Source organism: Burkholderia sp. RF2-non_BP3 (assembly GCF_001522185.1).
Lineage (GTDB): Bacteria > Pseudomonadota > Gammaproteobacteria > Burkholderiales > Burkholderiaceae > Burkholderia > Burkholderia diffusa.
In genome coordinates, this window is the sequence record NZ_LOSU01000033.1 from 429741 (window position 1) to 452516 (window position 22776).

Consider the following 22776-nt stretch of genomic DNA (forward strand, 5'->3'; position numbering starts at 1 on the left):
GTGCCGGCCCGCGATGCCCGGTCGGCACATACATCCGGTTCGCGCGGCAGTCCCGCGCCGCTGCTTACTGCCCGATGCTCGTGAAGGTCGGCAGCAGCACGCGATATACGTGAATCATCGCCGGCCCGAGCAACACGCACATCAGCGCCGGGAAGATGCAGAAGATCAGCGGGAACAGCAGCTTCAGCGCGATCTTCGCGGCGCGCTCCTCGGCGCGCATCCGCCGCCGCGTGCGCAGCATGTCGGACAGCACGCGCAGCGATTCGGCGATGCTCGTGCCGAAGCGGTCGGCCTGGATCAGCATCGCGCAGAACGATTCGATGTCCTCGACGCCGGTCCGCAGTGCCAGATTGCGCAGCGCGGTTTCCTTGGTGAACCCGGAACGCATCTCGAGCAGCAGCAAGTCGAGCTCGCTCGCGACCACTTCGCTGCGAAAGCGCAGTTCCTCGCTCACCCTCATCAGCGCCGCATCGAGCCCGAGCCCTGCTTCGACGCATACGGTCAGCAGGTCGAGCGCATCCGGAAAGTCCTCGAAGATCACCCGCTGACGCGTCGCGATCCGCCGCTTGAGGATCACGTTCGGCACGTAGTAGCCGATCCCGGCGAGCGCGACGAGAATGAACGACAGCAGCATGCGTTGACCCGCGAGCCGGGTCGTGGCGAGTGCCAGCAGCGCCGCGCCCGGCAGCGCCAGCGCGAGTACCGTCTTCGCCGCGAAGTAAAGCGCGCCCGCGTTCGGATCGCGCCAGCCGGCGTTCATCAGCCGGATCCGCAGCGGTGAATTCTCCCAGCCCTCCTGCGGCACCGACAGCCGGGAAATCGGTTGCGACAGCTCGACGAGCTTCGCGACCCAGCGCGATGCCTGCCCGCCGCCGTCGCCCGCGCCGGCGCCGATGCCGACACTTGCTCCGCTCGCCTGCTGGATCCGGCGCTCCATGTTGCGCGGCGCAAACAGCAGCATCGCGACCAGCACGCCGCCGGCGACGAAGATGAACAAGCCGGCCAGCATCACGGTATGTACTACGCTCAGGTTTTGCATGACAGCCTCGAATCGGTTCGTGAAGCCTGAGACACGCGTCAGACGCGAATCCGGATGATGCGGCGAATCCACAGCATGCCGAATGCCATCGACCCCAGCATCACGCCAACCATCTTGATGCCGGCCGGATCCTGCCAGAGCACCGACAGAAACTCCCGGTTCAACACCGCCATCATGCCCGCCGTGCCGAATGGCAGCAGCCCGAGGATCCAGGCCGACAGCCGCCCTTCCGCCGACAGCACGCGGACCTTGTCGAACAGCTTGAAGCGCTCGCGAACCAGCGATGCGATGCTGTCGAGCAGCTCGGCCAGGTTGCCGCCGGTTTCGCGCTGGATCAGCACCGCGATCACGAAGTAGCGCAGGTCATGGGCCGGCACGCGCGTCGCGAGGTTCACCAGCGCATCGTGCAGCGATACGCCGTAGTTGATCTCGTCGAACGTGATCCGGAATTCACCGCCCATCGGATCCGGAAACTCCTCGCCGACCATCCCGAGCGCGCTCGTGAAGGAGTGGCCGGAGCGCAGCGCGCGCGCGATCATGTCGCAGACATCCGGCAGCTGGCGCTCGAGCTTGAGCATCCGCCGGTTGCGATGCCGCATCACGTACAAGGCCGGAAAGCACGCGGTCAGCAACGCAATCGGCACCACGGCGATCAGCGGCAACGGAGTGAACAACAGGACGAGCATCGCCGTCACCGGCAATACCGCGCTGTACACGACGAGCTTCGCCACCGTCCAGTCGAGCCCCGATTGCTGCAGCAGCAGATCCACCGACTGCACACGCGGCACGCGCAGCAGCAGCCGGTCGAACGGTTTCGACTCGTCGAGCATCCGCTTCTTGAGAATCGACAGCCGCTCCTGCTGCACGCTGCCGCCGGCCGACATCGCGCGCAGGCGCGACTCGATGCGGCGTGCCGCGGCACCGTGGCGTGAGTTCCACCATTGATAGACACCTTCGATCGCGAGCACGACCGCGACGAAGGTGAGAATCACAAAACCGTAGAATATCGAGTCCATGAGACCTCCCCGGAATCAGACGAACGCGCGCCGTCACTTCGTCTCGTAACGCTGCGCCGGGTCGTAGAGTGAATCCGGCAGGTTGATGCCGAACGCCTGCAGCCGCTCGGCGAACTTCGGCCGCACGCCGGTCGCGCAGAAGTGTCCGCGCACCGTTCCGTCGCGATCCATGCCGGTGCGCTTGAACGTGAAGATCTCCTGCATGTTGATGATGTCGCCTTCCATCCCGGTCAGCTCCTGGATGCTGACGATCTTGCGCTTGCCGTCGGTGAGCCGCGTCGCCTGGACCACCACCGAGATCGCCGACGCGATCTGCTGACGCATCGTCTTCGGCGGCAGCGTCAGGCCGCCGACGCTGATCATGTTCTCGAGCCGCGTGAGCGCATCGCGCGGCGTGTTGGCGTGGATCGTCGCGAGCGAGCCTTCGTGGCCGGTGTTCATCGCGTTGAGCATGTCGAGCGCTTCCGCGCCGCGCACTTCGCCGAGAATGATCCGGTCGGGCCGCATCCGCAGCGCGTTGCGCACGAGCGTGCGCTGCGTGATCTCGCCCTTGCCCTCGATGTTCGGCGGCCGCGTTTCGAGTCGCAGCACGTGGGGCTGCTGAAGCTGCAGCTCCGCCGCATCCTCGATCGTCACGATCCGCTCCGATCGCGGGATGAAGCCCGACAGGATGTTGAGCAGCGTCGTCTTGCCGCTGCCGGTCCCGCCCGACACGAGCACGTTCACTTTCGCCCTGGCCAGCGCATCGAGCAGTTCCGCCATCGGCGGCGTGAGGCTCTGGTAACTCACGAGGTCGTCCATCTTCAGCGGGTTGACCGCGAAACGCCGGATCGACATCAGCGGCCCGTCGATCGCCGACGGTGGAATGATCGCGTTCACGCGCGAGCCGTCCGGCAAACGCGCATCGACCATCGGCGTCGATTCGTCGATGCGGCGCCCGACCCGCGACACGATCTTCTCGATCACCTTCATCAGGTGCGCGTCGTCGTAGAACGTCACGTCGGTCAGCTCGAGCTGGCCGGCGCGCTCGACGTACACCTGGCGGTACGTGTTCACGAGGATGTCGGAGATGCCGGGGTCGCGCAGCAGCGCCTCCAGCGGTCCGAAGCCGAACATTTCGTCGTACACGTCGATCACGAGCTGGCGCCGCTCGATGTCGTTCGCGAGCAGGCGCTCCTCGTCGAGGATGCGCGAGATCAGCGCCGCGATTTCCTGCCGGACCTGTTCCTGCGGCAGGCGTGACAGGCGCTCCAGCTCGACCCGCTCAAGAACCGCCAGATGAATTTCACGGCGCAGCTTCTGGTACGCGTCGCGTACCGACGAATGCGTCGCACCTGCCGGTTCGGTGCCCGCCGCCTGCGGCTGCGTCCGGTACAAGGACATCTGTTCGCGCAATGACATGATGGTTTCCCCGAAAGATTCACATGGACTTGAGCTTCGGCGTGGCCTTGCGGCCGAACAGCCGTGACATCAACGGTTCGCTGCTGGACGTGTCGTGCCGGGTGCGCACGTCCCCTTCGACGATCTGCTTCGCACAGGCCTGCAACGCACGCGTCACCGCGGCGCTGCGTGCGACGCGCGAGACCGGATGCCCCTGGTCGAGCGCCTCGCGCACGGTGTCGGCATCGTCGGGTATCGTGCTGCTCGCGTGCAGGCCGAGCACTTCCTCGAGCGCGGTGCGGGACCGTTCGCTCGCGCGCGTCATCCGGTTCACCACCAGCCGCATCTGGTCGGTCGGGTAGCCGAGCGACACGAGAATCTCCAGCAGCCGGCGGCCCGCGCGCACGTGCGGCATCGCCGGCTGCAGCACGAGCTGGATCTGGTCGCTGCGATCCAGTGCGATCATCGACAGCGGATTGATGCTCACGCCGATGTCGAAGATCACGAAGTCGTAGCGCGGCGCCGCGACGCCGAGGATCCATTCGAGCGCATCCTCGCGCATCTCCGCGGCCTTGACCGGGTCGCCCGCACCCGCGAGCACGTGGAAGTTCTGCGTCACGTGCGCGACGCTCGCGTCGAGAAACGCGCCGTCCAGTCGCTCGATCTGCGCGCACAGCTGCGGCAGCGTCGACGGCGGCGTCTCGTCGCTGACGAGGAACGCGGCATCCGCGAACTGCTGGTTCAGATCGACCAGCAGCACGCGGCGCTTGTGGGTTTCGGCGATCTCGTACGCAACGTTGCTCGCGGCGAAGCTCGTGCCCGCGCCGCCCTTGCACGACATGAACGACACGAAGCGCGTATCGTCGCCGTCGCGCCGCGTGCTCTGCGCGGCGGCACGCTCGAGCGCGCGGGCGAGCGCCGCGGGATCGAGCGGCCACTGCAGCACGTCGCGCGCGCCGGCCCGCATCGCGTCGAGCAGCACGTTCGGCGCCGCATCGGCCGTCACCAGAATGCAGGTCAGGCCCGGGTGCAGCCGGCAGATCCGTTCGAGCGCCGACAGCTCGGACGCGTCGGTCGTCGCGCCGTCGATCAGCAGGATGTCGAATGAATCGAGCCCGTCCGTTCGATGCTCGATCTGGGACGGCCGTCCATGCGCTCGGGTCACGCGATAGTGTCCGCTGTCGGTGACCAGGCGCGCGGTCTGCGTGAGCCGGGCGGTATCGTCGGCAGCTACGAGGATATTGATCATGACTGTGCCTCGTCGGTTTCGATTATTGACAGGCGCTACCGCCCGTCGAGGAGTTCAGGCTTTCCCGCGACATCGTCGTGGTGAACGGCGGCATCGTGATCGCGACGTTCGCGATCGGAATCATCGTCCTGACCGTGACGTTGGTGATGCTGACGGTCACGAACGAGCAGGAGCTCACGTCGCAACCTGACGGCGTGTAGCTCACCGACACGTTCGCGTTCGACAGCATCGGCATCAGCGACTTCACGCGCTTCACGACGCCGGCGGCGTTCACGTCGCAGACGATCGCCGTGCGTGCGCCGAGCCGGATGGCCTCGGTCGCGGTGTTCCAGTAAAACAGCACGCGCCCGAATTCGAAGATGCCGATCAGCAGCATGATCAGGATCGATGCGATCAGCGCGAACTCGACGATCGTCGCGCCGCGTTGGCCGCGACGGCGCGACAGCGGAAAGGGACGCGCGTTCATGACACTTGCCTCATCACGGTGACGATGTTGCCGAAGGTGATCGACGACAGCCCCGGGTAGGCCGGAATCGGCTGGTACTGGTAGCCCTTCACCTTCACCTCGACGACGTTGATGCTGCCGGTCGCCGTGCCGCTTGCCGCGTTGTTCGTCGAGTCGTAGGTCGGCAGATTCGCGAACTGCGGCGGGTCGGACGCGTCGGCGCAATCGGTCGAATGCGCGGCGTCGCACACGATCACCATCGATGTCGTGAGCCCCGGCACCAGCTCGGTGCCGGCAGACCCGCAGGTCGTGTTGCCGTAGACGACCAGGCACTGCGCCGCCGCGAGCGGATACGCGCTGTCGGCCGGCAGATAGACCGACAGGTAGCGCGCTGCGTCGCGCGTCGCCTTGGTGAGGGTCTCGTACTGATAGATCGCGCGGCCGAACTCGGCCACACCGGTCGCGAGCACGATCATCGGCATCAGCACGAGCGCGAACTCGACCGCGGCGACACCGCGCATGCGCGACCGGCGAATCGGGAACCTTTTCATGATCGCGTCTCCTCTATTGAACGAGCATCGGCACCTTGAGGCCGACCGAGCTGCCGCTGCCCGGCAAACCGTGCGTCGCGCAAGGCGTGTTGCCGGATGACGCCGAGCCGAGGTATTCGAGATGCGCGACGACCCCGCCGGCGCCCGGGCTGAACGGCAGCGGATCGAGCATCAGCACGCAGTCCCACTGCGTGACGGTCAGCTGGTTGCTTGCCCCACTCAGCGTCGAGCAGTCGCCCTCGGGGGCAAGCGCGACGCGACGGTCGCCGCCGAACGTCTGATAGTTGCTTGCCGTGGCGGTCCCATTGGTCGCAATGCCGCTGCCGGCCGGCGGCGCGCCGTCGCCCTGGTAGGACTTGAAGCTTGCGCGATCGAGCACGAACTGCGTGTACGCGTCGCCGACGATGCCCGCGGTTCCCGGCGGCCCGTAGTTGGGGCCGACGTATGCGTAGCCGGTGAAGTCCGGCTGGCCGCTCGAGCCGTTGGCGCCGTTCGTGTAGATGCCGAAACGGGTATTCCAGGCGCGCAGCGACGCGGACTTCAGGCCCGTCGAACCGAGCTTGGGCGGCGACGTGATGTTGCAGGTATTGCCGGACAATTCGCTCGCGATGGTCGTTTCGTTCGTCGAACCGTCGAGCGCGGCCCAGCCGAAATTTCCGGGCCCGTACGTCGACGACGAGCCGGACGGCGACGCGATCCAGTCGCCCACCTTGTACGGCGCGGTGGACGACGCCCGGCACACGAACACCGGGATCGCACAGGTGGTCTGCCCGGCGCCCACCGTCGCGATCGCGCTCGCCGATACCTGCGCCGCGTTCGCGACCTGCACGCCGGGAATCGTGTTGAGCACTTCGATGAACCAGTGCGCGATGTTGGTCAACTGCGCGGTGCACTTCACATACTTGATGTTCGCCGGCGTGGCGACCGCCGTCTTCGTCAGGAACGAATTGGTCAGCGAATCGCTGAACGTGACGTTCGAATCCGTTTGCATCTGCACCGCGTTCTGCTGAAAGAACGCGAAATTCGAGTGGCCGGCGGCGATGCCGTCCGCCTCCGCGACCTGCAGGCTGATGGCCGACGTGAGGTCGCGCGCAGCGGACAGCGCGCATGAGTCGGCGCTGTTCTGAAGTTCGCTGCGCGTGACGTACAGCTTGCCAAGGTCCAGCGCGAGACCGACGAACCCGATCATCACCGCCAGTGCGAGGCCGACGATGATCGCGACGGCGCCTTGCTGGCGACGCATACCGCGACGCGTGAGTTTCGGATGACGAGCTGCGCTGGACATGGCGTTCTCCCTGAGCGTGCCTGTGTTATTGCCCCGACGACTTGCCGATCCCGATCACGAATGCATTCGCTTTCGGTTCGGGCTGCCTGAACGACTTGTCGTAGTTGTCGAGCGCGGACGCGGCGGCACTGCCGTCGACCCCCTGCCGCGAGGCCGCGTGTTCGGCGGCATGCGGATCGATGATCTGGGCTTGCGTGACGGCGCGGACCGAGTCGCCGAAGCGGCTGTCCCACACCGGCGTGGACGACATGCAGCCGGCAAGCGCGAACGCGAGCGGGACGGCGAGCGCCGCACGGCGCACGAATACGAGGTAGGCGGATTTCATGAGCTTCCCCTTGGATGGCTTCAACGATCGTTGGACGCGGGTTCCGCATTCGCCCGCGCGATCTGCGCGTGGGCGGCGGCCGGCAGACTCTGCTTCGAACGCGGCGCCGGTTTTGCCGGCGTGTCGGAGCCGGCCGCCGCGAGACGCGCGGCAGCGGCTTCGATGCGCGCGATCCGTGCCGCGCTGGCCGCGTCGGCCTGTGGTTGCGGCCGCAACGGCACGGCAGGCACCGGTTCGACGTTCACCGCCCCCGCCGTGGCGGCCGCTGCGGCCGCCGGCTTCTCGGGCTGCGCCGGCACCGGTGCCGGTGCCGGTGCTTCGGCAGGTTGCGGCGCACGCGGTGCGGGCAGTGCGGCGGCCGGTGCAGCCGATTGCGGCGCGGGAGCCGGTGCCGGCGTCTGCGGTGCATTCATCGCGCCGCTCGCCGGTTGCGCGCCCGCCTTGCGGACACCCTTGCGGCCTTCCATGTTGCCGGTCGCATACACGTCTGCTTCGTTGGGCTTCGAGAAGCTGTCGGTCGGCAGCGGCAGGTCGGCGGTCTGCAACGGCCTCACCAGGTGCGGCGTGATCACGAAGATCAGCTCGGTGCGGTCCTGCTGGAACGACGTGCTGCGGAACAGCGCGCCGAGCACCGGCACCTCGCCGACACCGGGGATCGCCTTCAGCGCGCCGCTCGCGTTGTCCTTGATCAGCCCGCCGATCGCGAACGATTCGCCGTCGCCCATCTGGACCGTCGTCGACGCGCGCCGGGTCGTGATCAGCGGCAGGATCGAGGTGCCGCCGATGTTGGTCGCGCTCAGCGTGACCCCCGTCTGCGACAGTTCCGACACTTCCGGCGCGACCTTCAGGCTGATCCGGCCGTTGCCCAGCACCGTCGGCGTGAACTTCAGCGCGACGCCGAACTCCTCTTCCTGCAGCGTGATCGACGACGTGCCCGTCCCGCTGCTCTGCGGTACCGGGATGAAGATCTTGCCGCCGGCGAGGAACGTCGCCTCCTGGCCGCTGATCGTCACGAGGTTCGGCTCCGCGAGGATCTTGACGAGGTTGTCGGTGTTCTGCGCATCGGCCGCGATGCTGAACGGCTTGTTGTTCGCCTTGTTGAAGACCGCGGCGCTCGCGACACCCGCGAGCAGGTTGCTGACGAGCGCGCCGCTCCAGGAGCCGAAGCCGCCCTGGATGTTGAATGCGCTGCCCATCTGGTTGATCAGCGTCTTCGACACTTCGGCGACCTTCACCTCGAGCATCACCTGCTGCGGCGACGTGACGGCCAGCATGTTCAGCACGCCGGCGCCCTTGCCGCTGCCGTCGCCGGCGCTTTCGCTGTACGCGCGGGCGATCTGCACCGCCTGCTGCGCGGCCTGCGAGTTCGACACGTTGCCCGCCAGCACGATCGTGCCGGCGGCAGTCGAGACGTGGATGTCGCGCTCGTTCGGCATCAGCTGCGTCAGCGACGCCTGCAGGCCGCCGGCGTCCGCGCCGACCGCCACGTCGATCACGCGGCATGCACCGCTGCGGCCCTGCACGATCATGTTGGTCGTGCCGACCGTCAGCCCGAGGATGTACAGCGTCTGCGGCGACACCATCGTCGCCTGCGCGACGGCCGGGTTGCCGATGGTCCGGTTGCGGACCGGCTCCGGCATCGGCACCAGCAGCGACTTGCCGAGCGGCACGCTGACGCTGGTCGACTCGCGCACCGCGCCCACGCAATTCGGTCCGCGCAGCGGGCCTGCCGACGCGGCAGGCGCGGCGGCAACCGCCGGCGCCATGCTGATCGTCATCTGCATCGGCCCCTTGGCGACGGCAGCCGGCGCGCTCGCGCCGCCCTTCATCAGCGCAGCCGATTCCGCGCCTTCCTGGGCCAGCGCGCTGTATACCGTCAGCCACCCCGTACACAGGATCGCGGCCATCATCGTGCCCCGTGCGATGCGTGTGCGCACCGGGCCGGTACCTGAATGTTGCGGATTGATCTTCATTTCGTCTGATCCCCCGAGTGACCGGCGAGCCGCCGGTTGTCGACTTCCAAGGCCGCCGTGCCCTGACGGCGGCCGATCTGGTTGATGTGTTTGTCTGGATGTGTGTTCTACGGCTTCAGAAGCATTCGACGCTGCCCCGCACGCCGGTCAGCACGCCGACACAATCGTGGCGCGCCTCCGGTGCCGCGTGCGATGCGACGTGCACGCGCACGGTGCGTACGCGTTCGTGTACCGGTGCGGGCGGTGCATCCGGCACCGGAGCCTTGCCGAGCAGCGTCAGCTTGGTCGCGCCGTCGGTCGTCAGCGTCTTCTGGTCGACCTGGTTGCGCAGCACGAGCGACAGCGTGCCGACGCTGCGCGCGAGGTCGAGGCGTTCGGCCTGGTCGGGCGTGACTTCGAGCGTCACCGCGTTGACCACCTTCGGTGCGGTGTCGTCGCGGCTGACCTGCTGCGCGACGGCCAGCACCAGGATGTGCTCGAGCACGATCTTGGAGATGCTCTGCCCGTCGGTCTTGCCCTGCTGTTCCTGCGTGTTGACGATCACGTCGACGTAGTTGCCCGGCAGCGCGAAGCCCGCGACGCCGACCACGTCGTTCACGCGCACGGTGATCGCACGGCTGCCGTCGGCGATCACGGCGGACAGCCCGCCTTTCGTGCCGACCGGCGCGAGTTTCGACTCGATCACCGGCTCGCCGCGCGCGAGGCTCGTGCGCACGACGCGCCCCTCGAGTTCCTTCGTGTCGGTGAACGCGCCGGTCGGCACGCTGCCCGACGGCCAGCTCACCATGCGGATCTGGTTCGGCCCGAGCGGCTCGCCCAGGTTCAGGTCGGTGGTCGCCACCGCGACCGACGTGACCGAGCTGCTGGATGTATTCATCAACCAGCGGGACGCGAACACGACCGCGGCAAGCCCCGCGACCATCGCGACGATCAGCATCATGAGCGCTCGACTGTTTTTCATGGCAATGCTCCTCAACGAATCGTGAAAGAAACGGCTCAACCGGTTATGACTGTGTGACCGCCGTGCTCGGCAGGCGGCAGATATCCGCCGTCGCGCTCGGGCGCCGTGCCGAAATAACTGGCCCATGCGTCGTGCAGCGCGTCGTGCGTCACTTCGGGCGGATCGCCGCGATACCGCGCGCCGGCGGCGACGAGGCGCAGCAGATCCATCGGGAAGCATGCGAGATATGCCTTGCCGGTCGGCAGGTGCAGCCGGTGCAGCAGATAGTCGAAGGCGTCCTGCGTCGACACCAGTCCGAGCGACTCGCATGCGGCGTCGAACACCGCGCGGTAGTGGTCGATCGACAGCGGGCCGACGTGAAGCTTGGAACCGAGCCGGCGCAGGAATGCGTCGTCGGCGAACTGCTCCGGCGCCAGGTTGCTCGAGAACACCGGCCAGACGTCGAACGGCAGCACGAATCGATTGCCGGACTCGAGCGTCAGGAAGTCGACGCCGCGATCGAGCGGACGCAGCCAGCGGTTGAGCAGGTCGCGCGGCTCGACGCGCTGGCGGCCGAGATCGTCGACGATGTACATGCCCATGTTCGCCTTCATGTGCGGCGGCGCCTGGTAGAAGCCCGCCGCCTCATCGCGGCGCAGGTCGAGCTCGTCGAGCGTCAGCTCGCCGCCGGACATCACGACCGGCCGCTCGCACAGGCGCCAGCGGCGATCGATCGACTGGCCCTCCGTTTGCGACGGCGCGTCGACGTGCACGAGCGGATCGTAGATCTGGATCACCTCCCCGGCCGCATAGATCGCATACGGCACCGGTACATGGCCGCCCATCAACGCACCGAGCCGCTCGGCGAGGAAGGTCTTGCCGCTGCCGGCGGGGCCGTAGATCAGCAGCGGACGGCCGGAGTTCAGCGCGGCGGCCGCCGAGTCGAGTACCGACGTGTCCATCACGACGCCTTCGAATACGGCCCATACGTCGTTCTGGGCCACGCGCAGCTTGCGCACCGAATGGGTGGACACGCAGTCGAGATACGCGTCGAGCGTCACCGGCGCGGGGCCGCTGTACGTGCTGCGCGCGCACTCTTCGAGCGCGGCCACGCGGCCCGCGTCGGTCAGGCGGAACGTCACGTCGAGGTCCGTCTTGCCGCGATGGGTGAGTTCGACCAGATGCTCGCGTACCAGGAACGCGAAGATGTCGTCGAGCACCGCGAGCGGCAGGCAGTGGCGCTCGATCAGGTCGCCGTAGGACGGCCGGCCGAGCACCAGCGTCGACTTCAGCACGAGCCCCGCGACGAACGACTGGCTCAGTCCGGTTTCCTCGAGCGAGCGCGGCGCGGCAGGCAACTGCGTGCCCGGCTTCGCATAAGCCTCCCGCAACGGCGACGGATGCGGCAGGTGTGTAACCTGCGCGTCGCGCTTCGGTTCGGTGGGGATCGTGTTCATGTGCGTTTCATCCTCGTTGCGGGTTCGTCGCGCTAGACGCGCGAAACGAACAGCATGCCCAGCGTGCCGGCGGCAATCGCGACGCCATACGGCAACGCGCCGACCGACGCGACTTCCACGGGGCCGTCGGTTGCCCCTGCATACGCGCGGATCGAGCGATGCGCGATCAGCGCCCGGACGTTCGCCCACATCTGGCGCATGCGCCCGCGCACCAGCACAAGGCCGATCGCGCCGATCCCGCCGGCCAGAAAGGTGGCCAGCACGATGTAGAACGTCATCTGCGCGCCGACCCATGCGCCGATCGCCAGCATCAGCTTCACGTCGCCTGCAGCCATTCCGCGCAGCAGATAGAACGGCAGCAGCATGCCGAAGCCGGTCGCCGCGCCGCCAAGCCACGCGAGTGCGCCGGCCTGGACCCCGTGCAGCGCGCACTGGGCGATCAGCGCACCGGCCAGCCCGATCGCGACGAGCCGGTTCGGGATGCGTCGGCTCGTGATGTCCGTGCTGGCCGCGACGACGACGAGCACCGTCACGCACAACGGGACCGGATAAGGCAGCGCGGCAGGCAACATGGCGAACCTCGATTGGCTGTATTAGTCGGAATCACTGACCCAGTGCGGTATTGACCGCCGCGGTCACGATCGACGCGATCATGTTGTACGCGTCTTCAACCGAACCTTTCAGTGTGACCACGCTTCCCAGCACGATGGTGGCGAATACTGCCGCGATCAGCGCGTACTCGATCGACGTCACCCCCTGCTCGTCGCCGATCCATCGCGATACCGCTACCGCACGTCCGCTGGTCCGCATGACAGCCTCCGATTCGGTTGGTCAAGAGAGCGGGGAGACTCGCGCAGTGCACCGGCCGAGTCGTCCGCCGTTCGATCCATTCGACATCTGTTGGTTGAGTGTCCGGCCCTGCACGATCGACGGGATGGCGACGAACGGGCCGGACCCACCGTTCGCCGCCCCGCCATTCAGATCGCCGCGTTGAGATCGTCTGCAATCGTGTTGAAGACGGTCTTGAGGTCGTTGCCGACCAGCGTCAGTGCTGCAACGAGGCCAACTGCGATCAGTGCGGCAATCAGGCCGTATTCGATGGCCGTCACGCCTTGTTCGTCTTGAACGAAACCGCGGATCTTCTGGATGAACGTGGACATGGCTACTCTCCTTTCGCACTACTATAAAAATCCCGTTGTCGGGGATCGACGCGGGGAGCGGGGGTACTACCGGAACAACACAAGGATTCGGATGCTGCGCTCAGCGACGCACACGGCAGGGTACGAGCCTGGCCTGGCGAACGATGGTCGGTGAGCTGATGCGTGCGATATCCATGCGCGCTGCGATCTGGCGAATGACGCGATCGAGCAGAACGGCGAAACGACCGTTCCGTGCATGAATACGGATTGAGCGGATGACGCTGATGCGTCGATGCGACTGCGGGTCTTCTGCGCGGCATGCGAGCCGCGGCGTGCTCTGGTCTTTCATTTTTATTCCCCAATGCTGTCATGTGATTCTTTTTGCGCGGACAATGCCGTCGCCTATTCGCCCAGTCGACGTTTCCGGCGGTTTTCAAGGCCTGGGCGGCGTATTCCCCGACGCGCCCTCGATCCGTTGCTTTCCGCAGGTGATTGAATCCGGTCTTGTCAGCCTGTTGCTTCAACCGGTCGTTCATCACGTCGTCGACTGTCGTGCGGACCTTGACGCAAAGAGCAGGCCAGCCGGAGGGAAAACGAGGCGCATCAAGGGTTCCGGCGATTCACCCGTCGACCGGGTTTCGGCGCACCGCACAAAATGTTTCAGATTTGATATACGCATGCGGGCCGGCGCCGCGTGCCGGCAGCGCGCCGCCGTGCTGTGCAAGGGCGCCAAAAAATTTTCTCGGGATTTTCCCGAATCTGGATCACCCGTCGCCCGACGCGCATTCCGCATACCGCCGGAGCGGTGAAAAACACGGAATGTTTCAAGCGAGAAACATCGTTTGCGCCGGTGCGGTTTTCTCAGACGTGAAAACCCGCTTTTCAGCCATATCGCCGTCGAATCGCGATTCCACGATTCAGCCCGCGGTTTGCGTCACGCGATTTTTTCTCCAACAATGCATTCACCGGACAGCGCCATCGAGCGCGATTCGATTCGGATACACGACAACACAAAATGGCTGCCGAAGCTCAGGCAGCCTTCACTGCAAACGGGGCATCATGTACACAGCCAATCGTGGAGTGCGCTATCGCGCCAAACGCTGTGCTCAATGGTTGACGGCTGACCGGATCGTTCCGTACAGCTGCGTCATGCTGCTGCTGTGCGTGACCTTTCTGATCGTCTGGGGCGTCGTAACGGACGCCTTCACGTCCCAGTCGACTGCCCGACCGGGTGTCGACTTCTCCGTCTTCTGGACCGCGTCGCAACTCGTGCTGCAAGGCCACGCCGCAGCGATCTACGATCCGGTCTTCTTCTCTCATGCCGAGGTCGCGCGGTTCGGTGCCTACATCGGTCACCAATCGCTGCCCTGGCTCTATCCGCCGACGATGCTGCTGTTCATCGCGCCGGTTGCCCTCGTGCCTTTCCTGCCCGCGTATTTCCTCTTTTTTGCGGGCAGTCTTTTATGCTACGCGTATGCCGCCCTGAGACTGTCGGGCCTGCGTGCGCACCTGCCCGTTCCGCGCGCCGCGGCGCTCGCGGTGCTCGCCTATTCGGGCGTGTTCGCGTCCATCCTGTACGGGCAAAACAGCATCCTGACCGCCGGCATCGCCGCGCTCGCGCTGCATTTCCTCGGCCGACGCCCGATCGTCGCCGGCATGCTGATCGGGTTGCTCGCCATCAAGCCGCAGATGGCGATGGTGTTTCCGTTCGTGCTGATCGCGACGCGCTCGTGGCGAACCTTCATGTCGGCGGCGATCACGACCGTGCTGTTCACCGTGGCCGGCATTGCACTGACCGGCACGGGCTCCCTGAGCGGCCTGGCCCATGCGATGTCGATCGTGCGCGGCATGCACTTCACCCTTCCCGCCTACTGGTTCGTTTCGCCGACGACGTTCGCGGCGCTCCGCCTCGCGGGTGCATCGATTCCGGCCTCGCTCGCCGCGCAAGCCGCCGTGGGATTGCTCGCCATCACCGCCGCCGTTCAGGTCTGGCGTCGCACGGACGACATGCGGCTGCGCGGCGCGGCGCTGGTGGTCGCCACGCTGTTGTCGACGCCCTATCTGTGGCATTACGAACTGGCCTGGCTCGGCATCGCGGTCTTCTGCCTGATCGCCCACGGACTCGATGAAGGCTGGCTGCCGGGAGATCAGATCGTGATCGTGCTCGCATGGCTGTTGCCGGTATTCGAGGTGTTCAACCGGATCACGCGGCTGCCGCAGATCGGCCCGGTCGTGCTGCTCGCCGTCCTGTTCGTCGTCGTGCGTCGCTCGACCCTCGCGTCGCGGAATGCGCAATGAAAACGCCACTCTCCCTTCTGCACGTCGATTCGGCCCTCGACGCTCATCCGGAACTGCCGATCGCCGGCCCGCGCCGTTTCCCGCATTGGCTCAATCGCGATCGGGTACGCCTCTATGCGGCGGCCGTACTGTTCACCGAGTTGCTGTTCATCTGCATCTATCTCGCACGCGTGCATGGGTCGCATACGTCCGTGCCCGAACCGCTCGCGCAGGATTTCGCACCGATCTGGAGCGCCGCGCGGCTCGCCGCGCTCGGGCATGCGGTGGACGCATGGCAGTTCTCCTCGCTCTTCGCGATCGAGAAACTCGCGATCCCGACGCTGAACGCCGCGGACGGCTCGCTGCCGTGGCTCTATCCGCCGACCATGCTGCTGTTGGTGCTTCCGCTCGGCTGGATGCCGTACCTGCTCGCGCTGGTGCTGTGGCTTGGCGGGACCTGCATGCTGTTCGCGGTGACGATCCGCGCCACCGTGCAGCGCGATGCCGCGCTGCTCTGCGCGCTCGCATTCCCCGGCGCGTTCCTCACGGTGATCGTCGGGCAGACGAGCCTGCTGACCGCGACGCTCGCCGGCCTCGGACTGCTGACGCTGAATCGCCGCTCCGTCATCGCCGGCATCTGCTTCGGTCTGCTGACGATGAAGCCGCAGATGGCGGTCCTGTTTCCGCTCGCGCTGCTTTGCGCCGGACAATGGCGCGCACTGGCCGCATGGGCCGCGACGATCGCTGCTGGCGTCGTACTGACGACGCTCGCGTTCGGGATCGGGTCGTGGATCGCGTTCGCGCACGGCATCAACGACGCGTATCAGACGGTCAATGCGGGCCACGTCAAGCTCGCGCGCATGCCGACCGTGTTCGCGCTCGCCACCCTCGCCGGCTGGCCTGCCTACATCGCGCGCGGCCTGCAGCTGCTGTCGGCCGCGGCCGCCGCGATCGCCGTCGTGTACGCGTGGCGCGGCGCGTGTTCGTACGCGCTGCGCGCCGCCACGCTCGCCTGCGCATGCCTGATCGTCAGCCCGTACCTGTACGACTACGACCTGACCTGGTACGGGCTCGTGATCGCGTGGTATGCGCGCTATGCGTGGACGCACGGCTGGCGCCGCTTCGATCGCGAATGGCTGATGCTGATGTGGGCGACGCCGCTCGCCGGCCTCGCGATCGTCACGCATCTGCCGTTCCAGTTCATGCCGCTCGTCACGCTGGCATCGCTGGCGCTGCTCGTCAGCCGGATTGCACAAGAAAGGCACGACGTGCCGTCGATGCCCGACGCACGCGACAACTCGACCGAGACTGGCTTCCCGCATCCGGTCCGCTCACACCACCGCCCGGCGCACGGACTGCGCCGCACCGGCCGCCCGACCTTCGGTGCCGGCCGCTGACACGCACGTCATCACAGGGGAACCCATCATGCGCGAACCACTCTACACACCGCTCGTCTCGCTGGTCGTACCGTTCTACAACGAAGGCGAGGCCGTCGAACGCTTCTTCGACGCCGTGATTCCGCTGATGGCCGAACTCGATTCGATCCGCTTCGAAATCGTCTGCGTGAACGACGGCAGCCGCGACGACACCCTCGAACGCCTGATCCGGGTCAGCATGATCGACCGCCGCGTGCGCGTCATCGATCTCACCCGCAACTTCGGCAAGGAAGCGGCACTGACGGCCGGCCTCGACGAAGCGGCCGGCGACGCGGTGATTCCGCTCGACGCCGACCTGCAGGACCCGCCGAGCCTGATTCCGGTGATGCTCGAACACTGGCGCGACGGCGCGGAAGTCGTCGCCGCGAAGCGCAGCAGCCGCGCATGCGATTCGTTCGCGAAGCGCACCGCCGCCGCGATCTACTACCGCGTGCACAACATGCTGTCGGACGTGAAGCTGCCGGAGAACGTCGGCGACTTCCGGCTGATGGACCGCAAGGTCGTGAACGCGCTGCGCAGCCTGCCCGAGCGCCATCGCTTCATGAAGGGGCTGTTCGCGTGGGTCGGCTACCAGACCGTGATCATCGAATATCAGCGTGAAGCGCGCAGCGCCGGGCACTCGAAATTCTCCGGCTGGAAGCTGTGGAACTTCGCGCTCGAGGGAATCACGAGCTTCAGCACCGTGCCGCTGCGCAGCTGGACCTACATCGGCCTCAGCATCGCCGCACTCGCGTTCCTGTACGGCGCGTTCATCGTGGGCCGCACGCTGCTGTTCGGCAACCCGGTGCTCGGCTATGCGTCGCTGCTGTCGGTGACGCTGTTCATCGGCGGGATCGAGCTCGTCGGCATCGGCGTGGTCGGCGAGTACATCGGACGCATCTACGACGAGTCGAAACAACGCCCGGTCTATCTGATTCGCCGCCGCTACCAGACGCACGCCAAGGTGATCGAACTGCCGGTCGCGCGCGATACGCGGCGCCCGAACGCACGCCGCCGCGCGCAGCCGGCCCGCGTGCGGGTGGGCGAGCGCTGAGCAGCGGAGGCAGCGATGTTCGACCTGCTTTATGCCGAGCGCGTGCGGCTGGCGCGCTTCGGCCTGTCCGGACTCGGCTCGACCGCGCTGCATTTGCTGGTCGCCTCCGCGATGTATGCGCTGTTCGACGCGACTCAGGTGACCGCCAACGCCGTCGCGTTCGTCTGCGCGACGGCGTTCTCGTATCTCGCGAATACGCTGTGGAGCTTCTCGTCGACCGTGCATTCGCGCAGCTTGCTGCGCTATCTGACCGTCGCGCTGGCCGGCTTCGCCGAAACGATGCTGCTCGCGCGTGCGGCCGAACTGCTCGACATGCCGCGCGGTGCGGCGATCGTCGCAATCGCGCTACTGATCCCGCCGACGATGTTCGTGATGCACCGGCTGTGGACGTATCGATAACCGCAGGCAGTGGGGTCAAAGCATTCACCGATTGGTCACGGAACCATCGCACCCGAGGCGAGCGACGCCTGCTAGCATGATGCGTGGCCGGCCCGAATCGGGGCGCTGCCGGATGGACGTCGCGGGGTGCGGGGTTCCGTCGATCGGTCGCTTCCCCGTGTCGGCCGTGCCGGCGCACCTCGACGCGGATGCTTCCCGCGGCACGCATTGTGCGCTGCCCCCGCATTCGCCCGCCATCCAGCGGCCGGCTTCGCCGCATGCTGTCGCACGCCCCCGCCGGCACGAGATCCGTCCATGCCCAGGAAAAAATCCAGCCTCTGGCTACGCCCGTTCGACCTGTTTTCCGCCGCGACGAGTACGCGACCCAAAAGGAAGACGACCAAACCGGCCACAGCGGCCAAGCGCGCCGCCAACATACGGCCCCCGCGTCGCCCGGGTTCGACGACCGCCGCGCGGACATCGCCGCACCAGGCACCCGGCACGTGGCTGCGCTCGTTTCATTCCGCGCGCCCGGCCGCCGGCCGCCTCGTCAACCATCTCGCGTACGCGCTGTACCTGCCCGCCGCTTCGGCGCCGAGCGACGGCATGCCCGTCGTCGTGATGCTGCACGGCTGCAAGCAGACGGCCGAGTCGTTCGCCGCGGGCACGCGCATCTGCCGCATCGCCGAGCGCGCCGGGTTTGCCGTGCTGTTTCCCGAACAGGCGAAGACCGCCCATTCGCATCGCTGCTGGAACTGGCATGGCGATGCATCGCAGTCGGAGGCCCCGGCGATCGCGTCGCTGATCGATGCGATCGTGCAGGCGCGCGGGTTCGACCGCGACCGAATCTACCTGGCCGGCATGTCGGCCGGCGCAGGGCTCGCGGCACGGCTGGCGATCGAGTCTCCCGACCTGTTCGCGGCCGTCGGCCTGCACTCCGGTCCGGCCATCGCGCCGCCGTTGTCGACGATGGCCGCGATGAGCCTGATGCGCCGCGGCCTGCACGACGATCCGATAGGCGTCGTCGACGCCTGCGTCGACGTACGCGCTTATCCGGGGATGCCCGCGCTCGTCGTGCATGGCGGACTCGATACGGTCGTCGCCGAGCAAAACGCGCGACAGCTCGGCGTCGCGTTTGCGCGGATCAATCGGCTCGTCGACGAGCACGGTGAACTGCGTGTCGGCGAGCAACATACGTACGCGCACGACGACGCGGATTACACCGACTATCTGCGCGGCGGCCGGCTGATCGTCCGCGTCTGCATCGTGCGCCGTCTGGCGCACGCGTGGAGCGGCGGCGATCCGCGCGAAGCGTTCCACTCCGCGACGGGACCGGACGCGACCGCGATGTTCTGGAATTTCTTTCGCAGGCGACGGCGCAAGCGGGCGCGGTGACGAGGCGTCACCTGTCGCTCACGCCTGTTGCTCGACTGCCTCCACCGCATCCGCGCTGCCTTCCGCGCGCCGGATCGGCAGTCGAACGCAGAACGTCGTGCCGCGCCCCGGCTCGCTCGTCACGTCGATCGTGCCGCGATGGCGTTCGACGATGCCATGCGACACCGACAACCCCAGCCCCGTGCCCTGCCCGACCGGCTTCGTCGTGAAGAACGGATCGAAGATCCGCCGAACGACGTCGGGCGTCATGCCGGTTCCGGTATCGCTGATCGCAATCGACACCTGCTCGCCGTCGCTCGACGTGCGGATCGTGATCACGCCGCGCGTCGGAATCGCATGTGCGGCGTTGACGAGCAGGTTCATGAATACCTGGTTCAACTGCGACGGAAGGCATTCGACTTGCGGCACGTCGCCGTATTCGCGGACGATGTCGGCCTTGTACTTGAGTTCGTTGTGGACGACGTTGAGCGTGCTCTCGAGGCCCGCGTGGATATCCACCACGCTCCACTCGCCGCTCCCCGGCCGCGAGAAATCGCGCAGGTCCTGCACGATGCGCCGCACCCGCACCGCACCGTCGATCGATTCGTCGATCAGCGTCACGATCTCGTCGCGCACGTAGTCCAGATCGGCCGCGACGCGCATCGCCGTCAGCGCGTCGCGCGTCGCCGGCTCCAGCTGCGTCAGCGCGGCGTCATGCGCGGCGATGACGTCGAGCAGGCTTCGCACCCACGTCCTCAGCGTATTGAGGTTCGCGCTGATGAAGCCGATTGGATTGTTGATCTCGTGCGCGACGCCGGCCGCGAGCTGACCGATCGACGCGAGTTTCTCCGATTGCAGCAACTGCACGTGGGTTTCCTCGAGCGCCCGCAGCAGGCGCCGCTGTTCGTCCTTCTCCTGTTCGAGCCGACTCTGAGCCGCCCGGCGCTCGTCGATCTCGGTCGCCATGTTCTCGCGCGTGCGCTGCAGCATCGCCGTCGTCTGCTCGTAACGCTGCAACGCCGCTTCGAGTTCCGCGGTCCGCAATCGCACCAGCCGTTCGAGCGTGTCCGTCATGCCGCGCAGAAAGGTCGTGCGCGCATCGAAGCGGCAGACGAGCAGCGTGACGATCAGCGTCGCCATCGTGAACAGCGCGATGGTCGTCGCGAGCCACGGCGCGTCGATGCCGTTCGCGGCGCCGCAGCGCGCATCCGGCGCGAAATGCGCGGCCGCCATCGCCGTGTAGTGCATGCCCGTGATCGCGATGCCCATGATCAGCGCGGCGCCGATGCGTTGCGCGGTCGCATGGCGAGCCTGTTGCGCACGCAACGTCTGCGCCATCCAGAGCGCGACGGTCGACGCGATCACCGCGACGCCGATCGACGCCGCGAACAGCGCGGGATCGTAGCGAATACCCGGCGCCATGTGCATCGCGGCCATGCCCGTGTAATGCATTCCGACGATCCCGGCGCCCATCAGCATGCCGCCCGCCAGCAGGCGCCGTCGACCCAACCGCGCGCGCGTAACGACGTTCAGCGCGAAATACGACACGAGCACCGCGATCGCCAGCGATGCGCCGGTATCCGGCAGCGCATAGCCGAGCGGAATCGGCAGCGACAGCGCCAGCATGCCGACGAAATGCATCGACCAGATTCCGGTGCCCATCGCGGCCGCGCCGCCGGCCAGCCACGCGCGCTTGAGCGTCGGGTTGTCGAGCAGCGAAATGAATGCGGCCAGATCAAGCGCCGTATAGGAAGCCAGCGTCGCGATGACGAGCGACAGCAGGACAAGCAGCAGGTCGTAGGTGCCATGCATGATCGAGCGCCCCGGTCGAATTGAACGCGATGCCGCGACGCGCGCCGATCGCGCGCCACGGTCGAGCCGTCCCGCGCGACGTCAGTCAGGCGGCGTGCCGGCGGGCGACTGCGTCGACGCGGCGGCGCCGGTCGTCACGAGAATGTCGAACGTCGTGCCTTCGCGTGCCTCGAAACGGCGCACGAGCTCGATCTGGTGCCCCGACATCACGCTGCCCTTCGTCATCAACAGCACCCCGCGATGCGTGCGCAGATCGTCGGCGAGCTGCATTCCCTCGCGCAACTGCTCGGACCGGATCTCCGCGACGGACGCCGCGATGCGCAGGCTCGCCGGATCCCGCATCAGGTCGATGAAGCGCGCGACGAGCAGCGGGTCGTATCGCACGCCGGCCTGCGAGTGCAGCACGTCGATCGCCTGCTCGACCGAATGCGGCGAACCGATCTCGCCGTTGCGCAACCCTTCGAAATCGCGCGCGATCGCGACGATCCGCGAGCCGAGCGGAATCGCGTCGCCCGCGAGCCCGTCCGGCGTGCCGCGTCCATTGAACCGCTCGTACTGGTGCAGCACGATCGACGCGACCTTGTGCAATTGCGCGACCGGCGTGAGCACCATCTGCGCGCGCAGCGGGTGTTGCTGGAACAGGCTGTGTTCGTCCGTGGTCATCTTCACGAGCGGCTTGTGCAACAGCTCGTCGGGCAGCGACAGCTTGCCGATGCCGTGCAGCAGTCCCGCGAAATACACGTCCTGCGCGTGCAGGCTGCTCATCCCCGCCGACAGCGCGAGACGGCGCGCGATCTCGCCGACGCGCATCGCATGCCCGCTCGCCGATCCGCAGCGCATCTCGATCATGCTCGCGCAGACCTGCACCATCGCGGTGAAACTGCTTTTCAGGTCATGCTGCGCCGCTTCGAGAAACATCACGGTTTGCCCGAGTTCCTCGGTGCGCGCGCGAACCTGCGTTTCGAGTTCCGTATTGAAGCGGCGCAGCGTTTCGTTCTGCGCTTCGGTCAGCGCGGCCAGCCGCGCGGCCTCTGCCCGCAGGCGCCGCTGTTCGAGCGCCTGCTCGATGGTCATCAGCAGGTCGTGATCGTCCCACGGCTTGTTCAGGTAGCGATACACGCCGCCTTCGTTGACGGCCTCCACGATCGACGCGACGTCGGAATAGCCGGTCAGCAGGATACGCATCGTGTCCGGGTACAGCGACCGGGCACGGGCGAGAAACGCCGCGCCGCTCAGGTTCGGCATGCGCATGTCCGACACGATCAGGTCGACTTCGGTCGCAGCCAGAATGTCGAGCGCGGCTTCCCCGCTTTCGGCGGTCAGGATGTCGTAGCGCGCGGGCCGCAACACCCGCTTGAGCGCGGACAGCACGCTCGGCTCGTCGTCGACCAGCAGGATCGACGGCGCGGCGACGGGGTTGTCGGATACGGCTTCGGCGATCGTTTCGGGTGGTGCATCATTCGTTCCGTTTATCGCGGATGTGGTCATGGCTGTCCTCGGATTGTTTATCTTCACCACCTCTGTGACATCGGCGCGTGGCGCGTATTCCACATTGGGGAAAACGCTGATTCGTATGAGCCGTTCGGCGGCATCCCTCGCGCGGTCGGCCGCGCGCGAGCCGGTCATCCGGAACGCGTGACGCCGACTTCCGGTATCGTTGCGGGACG

At 66.8% G+C, this 22776-nt stretch carries 23 protein-coding genes; 7 read left to right on the forward strand and 16 right to left on the reverse strand.

Features of this window, described 5'->3' with window-relative positions:
- Positions 1–64: 64 nt before the first annotated feature.
- The 14 genes from WS45_RS18230 to WS45_RS18295 form a co-directional block, all read right to left on the reverse strand.
- Complete coding sequence (locus tag WS45_RS18230; protein ID WP_059690485.1) at positions 65–1039, reverse strand: type II secretion system F family protein; 975 nt, start codon at positions 1037–1039, stop codon at positions 65–67.
- A 38-nt stretch (positions 1040–1077) separates the two neighbouring features.
- Entirely contained in the window at positions 1078–2055 is a 978-nt protein-coding gene (locus WS45_RS18235) for a type II secretion system F family protein (RefSeq protein ID WP_059700963.1), read from the reverse strand.
- A 33-nt stretch (positions 2056–2088) separates the two neighbouring features.
- A complete protein-coding gene (locus WS45_RS18240) occupies positions 2089–3456 on the reverse strand; it encodes a CpaF family protein (protein WP_059536051.1) in 1368 nt (455 codons plus the stop codon).
- Between the two features lie 19 nt (positions 3457–3475).
- A complete protein-coding gene (locus WS45_RS18245) occupies positions 3476–4684 on the reverse strand; it encodes an AAA family ATPase (RefSeq protein ID WP_059700964.1) in 1209 nt (402 codons plus the stop codon).
- Positions 4685–4706: 22 nt separating this feature from the next.
- Positions 4707–5150, reverse strand: coding sequence for a TadE/TadG family type IV pilus assembly protein (locus WS45_RS18250; RefSeq protein ID WP_059536043.1), 444 nt, complete (start codon positions 5148–5150; stop codon positions 4707–4709).
- The gene (locus tag WS45_RS18255; protein ID WP_059690483.1) at positions 5147–5680 is read right to left on the reverse strand and encodes a TadE/TadG family type IV pilus assembly protein; all 534 of its coding nucleotides are present in this window, start codon (positions 5678–5680) and stop codon (positions 5147–5149) included. The genes WS45_RS18250 and WS45_RS18255 overlap by 4 nt, the downstream gene beginning before the upstream one ends.
- A 13-nt stretch (positions 5681–5693) precedes the next feature.
- On the reverse strand, positions 5694–6965 hold the full coding sequence (locus WS45_RS18260) for a pilus assembly protein TadG-related protein (RefSeq protein WP_059690482.1): 1272 nt from the start codon (positions 6963–6965) through the stop codon (positions 5694–5696).
- Between the two features lie 25 nt (positions 6966–6990).
- On the reverse strand, positions 6991–7290 hold the full coding sequence (locus WS45_RS18265; protein WP_059700965.1) for a hypothetical protein: 300 nt from the start codon (positions 7288–7290) through the stop codon (positions 6991–6993).
- A 20-nt stretch (positions 7291–7310) separates the two neighbouring features.
- Positions 7311–9263 carry a type II and III secretion system protein family protein gene (locus WS45_RS18270; RefSeq protein WP_059700966.1) on the reverse strand — a complete coding sequence of 651 codons (1953 nt, stop codon included), beginning with the start codon at positions 9261–9263 and terminating at the stop codon, positions 7311–7313.
- Positions 9264–9378: 115 nt separating this feature from the next.
- On the reverse strand, positions 9379–10224 hold the full coding sequence (gene cpaB, locus WS45_RS18275; protein ID WP_059536027.1) for a Flp pilus assembly protein CpaB: 846 nt from the start codon (positions 10222–10224) through the stop codon (positions 9379–9381).
- 35 nt (positions 10225–10259) lie between these two features.
- Positions 10260–11660, reverse strand: coding sequence for an ATP-binding protein (locus WS45_RS18280; RefSeq protein ID WP_059700967.1), 1401 nt, complete (start codon positions 11658–11660; stop codon positions 10260–10262).
- Positions 11661–11692: 32 nt separating this feature from the next.
- Entirely contained in the window at positions 11693–12232 is a 540-nt protein-coding gene (locus tag WS45_RS18285; RefSeq protein WP_059700968.1) for an A24 family peptidase, read from the reverse strand.
- A 31-nt stretch (positions 12233–12263) separates the two neighbouring features.
- Entirely contained in the window at positions 12264–12470 is a 207-nt protein-coding gene (locus WS45_RS18290; protein WP_059536016.1) for a Flp family type IVb pilin, read from the reverse strand.
- Between the two features lie 167 nt (positions 12471–12637).
- Entirely contained in the window at positions 12638–12820 is a 183-nt protein-coding gene (locus WS45_RS18295) for a Flp family type IVb pilin (RefSeq protein WP_059451855.1), read from the reverse strand.
- 254 nt (positions 12821–13074) lie between these two features.
- Here WS45_RS18295 and WS45_RS35095 point away from each other — a divergent pair, with 254 nt between their 5' ends.
- From WS45_RS35095 to WS45_RS18320, 6 genes are all read left to right on the forward strand, one after another.
- A complete protein-coding gene (locus WS45_RS35095; protein WP_156437217.1) occupies positions 13075–13608 on the forward strand; it encodes a hypothetical protein in 534 nt (177 codons plus the stop codon).
- Between the two features lie 250 nt (positions 13609–13858).
- On the forward strand, positions 13859–15097 hold the full coding sequence (locus WS45_RS18300; protein WP_059700969.1) for a glycosyltransferase family 87 protein: 1239 nt from the start codon (positions 13859–13861) through the stop codon (positions 15095–15097).
- On the forward strand, positions 15094–16473 hold the full coding sequence (locus tag WS45_RS18305) for a glycosyltransferase family 87 protein (RefSeq protein ID WP_059700970.1): 1380 nt from the start codon (positions 15094–15096) through the stop codon (positions 16471–16473). The genes WS45_RS18300 and WS45_RS18305 overlap by 4 nt, the downstream gene beginning before the upstream one ends.
- Before the next feature lie 28 nt (positions 16474–16501).
- A complete protein-coding gene (locus tag WS45_RS18310) occupies positions 16502–17545 on the forward strand; it encodes a glycosyltransferase family 2 protein (protein WP_059700971.1) in 1044 nt (347 codons plus the stop codon).
- A gap of 15 nt (positions 17546–17560) precedes the next feature.
- Positions 17561–17944 carry a GtrA family protein gene (locus WS45_RS18315; protein ID WP_059700972.1) on the forward strand — a complete coding sequence of 128 codons (384 nt, stop codon included), beginning with the start codon at positions 17561–17563 and terminating at the stop codon, positions 17942–17944.
- Positions 17945–18238: 294 nt separating this feature from the next.
- Positions 18239–19318 (forward strand): extracellular catalytic domain type 1 short-chain-length polyhydroxyalkanoate depolymerase, encoded by a 1080-nt coding sequence (locus WS45_RS18320; protein WP_059700973.1) that lies wholly within the window; start codon positions 18239–18241, stop codon positions 19316–19318.
- Positions 19319–19336: 18 nt separating this feature from the next.
- Here the strand turns inward: WS45_RS18320 and WS45_RS18325 are convergent, their stop codons facing one another.
- Positions 19337–21109, reverse strand: coding sequence for a histidine kinase (locus tag WS45_RS18325; RefSeq protein WP_059700974.1), 1773 nt, complete (start codon positions 21107–21109; stop codon positions 19337–19339).
- Between the two features lie 81 nt (positions 21110–21190).
- Positions 21191–22597 (reverse strand): HD domain-containing phosphohydrolase, encoded by a 1407-nt coding sequence (locus WS45_RS18330; protein WP_059700975.1) that lies wholly within the window; start codon positions 22595–22597, stop codon positions 21191–21193.
- Here WS45_RS18330 and WS45_RS35100 point away from each other — a divergent pair.
- Positions 22596–22748, forward strand: coding sequence for a hypothetical protein (locus WS45_RS35100; protein ID WP_156437218.1), 153 nt, complete (start codon positions 22596–22598; stop codon positions 22746–22748). The two genes, WS45_RS18330 and WS45_RS35100, sit on opposite strands and share 2 nt — an antisense overlap.
- Positions 22749–22776: the final 28 nt, after the last annotated feature.

What these genes read in the sequence shown, in the direction of transcription:
- WS45_RS35100 (WP_156437218.1), top strand. Translation starts at nt 22,596, where the DNA reads ATGGCTGTCCTCGGATTGTTTATCTTCACCACCTCTGTGACATCGGCG.
- cpaB (WP_059536027.1), bottom strand. Translation starts at nt 10,224, where the DNA reads ATGAAAAACAGTCGAGCGCTCATGATGCTGATCGTCGCGATGGTCGCG.
- WS45_RS18280 (WP_059700967.1), bottom strand. Translation starts at nt 11,660, where the DNA reads ATGAACACGATCCCCACCGAACCGAAGCGCGACGCGCAGGTTACACAC.
- WS45_RS18320 (WP_059700973.1), top strand. Translation starts at nt 18,239, where the DNA reads ATGCCCAGGAAAAAATCCAGCCTCTGGCTACGCCCGTTCGACCTGTTT.
- WS45_RS18270 (WP_059700966.1), bottom strand. Translation starts at nt 9,263, where the DNA reads ATGAAGATCAATCCGCAACATTCAGGTACCGGCCCGGTGCGCACACGC.
- WS45_RS18325 (WP_059700974.1), bottom strand. Translation starts at nt 21,109, where the DNA reads ATGCATGGCACCTACGACCTGCTGCTTGTCCTGCTGTCGCTCGTCATC.
- WS45_RS18330 (WP_059700975.1), bottom strand. Translation starts at nt 22,597, where the DNA reads ATGACCACATCCGCGATAAACGGAACGAATGATGCACCACCCGAAACG.
- WS45_RS18250 (WP_059536043.1), bottom strand. Translation starts at nt 5,150, where the DNA reads ATGAACGCGCGTCCCTTTCCGCTGTCGCGCCGTCGCGGCCAACGCGGC.
- WS45_RS18305 (WP_059700970.1), top strand. Translation starts at nt 15,094, where the DNA reads ATGAAAACGCCACTCTCCCTTCTGCACGTCGATTCGGCCCTCGACGCT.
- WS45_RS18260 (WP_059690482.1), bottom strand. Translation starts at nt 6,965, where the DNA reads ATGTCCAGCGCAGCTCGTCATCCGAAACTCACGCGTCGCGGTATGCGT.
- WS45_RS18300 (WP_059700969.1), top strand. Translation starts at nt 13,859, where the DNA reads ATGTACACAGCCAATCGTGGAGTGCGCTATCGCGCCAAACGCTGTGCT.
- WS45_RS18285 (WP_059700968.1), bottom strand. Translation starts at nt 12,232, where the DNA reads ATGTTGCCTGCCGCGCTGCCTTATCCGGTCCCGTTGTGCGTGACGGTG.
- WS45_RS18235 (WP_059700963.1), bottom strand. Translation starts at nt 2,055, where the DNA reads ATGGACTCGATATTCTACGGTTTTGTGATTCTCACCTTCGTCGCGGTC.
- WS45_RS18310 (WP_059700971.1), top strand. Translation starts at nt 16,502, where the DNA reads ATGCGCGAACCACTCTACACACCGCTCGTCTCGCTGGTCGTACCGTTC.
- WS45_RS18240 (WP_059536051.1), bottom strand. Translation starts at nt 3,456, where the DNA reads ATGTCATTGCGCGAACAGATGTCCTTGTACCGGACGCAGCCGCAGGCG.
- WS45_RS18290 (WP_059536016.1), bottom strand. Translation starts at nt 12,470, where the DNA reads ATGCGGACCAGCGGACGTGCGGTAGCGGTATCGCGATGGATCGGCGAC.
- WS45_RS18295 (WP_059451855.1), bottom strand. Translation starts at nt 12,820, where the DNA reads ATGTCCACGTTCATCCAGAAGATCCGCGGTTTCGTTCAAGACGAACAA.
- WS45_RS18230 (WP_059690485.1), bottom strand. Translation starts at nt 1,039, where the DNA reads ATGCAAAACCTGAGCGTAGTACATACCGTGATGCTGGCCGGCTTGTTC.
- WS45_RS18315 (WP_059700972.1), top strand. Translation starts at nt 17,561, where the DNA reads ATGTTCGACCTGCTTTATGCCGAGCGCGTGCGGCTGGCGCGCTTCGGC.
- WS45_RS18265 (WP_059700965.1), bottom strand. Translation starts at nt 7,290, where the DNA reads ATGAAATCCGCCTACCTCGTATTCGTGCGCCGTGCGGCGCTCGCCGTC.
- WS45_RS18245 (WP_059700964.1), bottom strand. Translation starts at nt 4,684, where the DNA reads ATGATCAATATCCTCGTAGCTGCCGACGATACCGCCCGGCTCACGCAG.
- WS45_RS18255 (WP_059690483.1), bottom strand. Translation starts at nt 5,680, where the DNA reads ATGAAAAGGTTCCCGATTCGCCGGTCGCGCATGCGCGGTGTCGCCGCG.
- WS45_RS35095 (WP_156437217.1), top strand. Translation starts at nt 13,075, where the DNA reads ATGACGCTGATGCGTCGATGCGACTGCGGGTCTTCTGCGCGGCATGCG.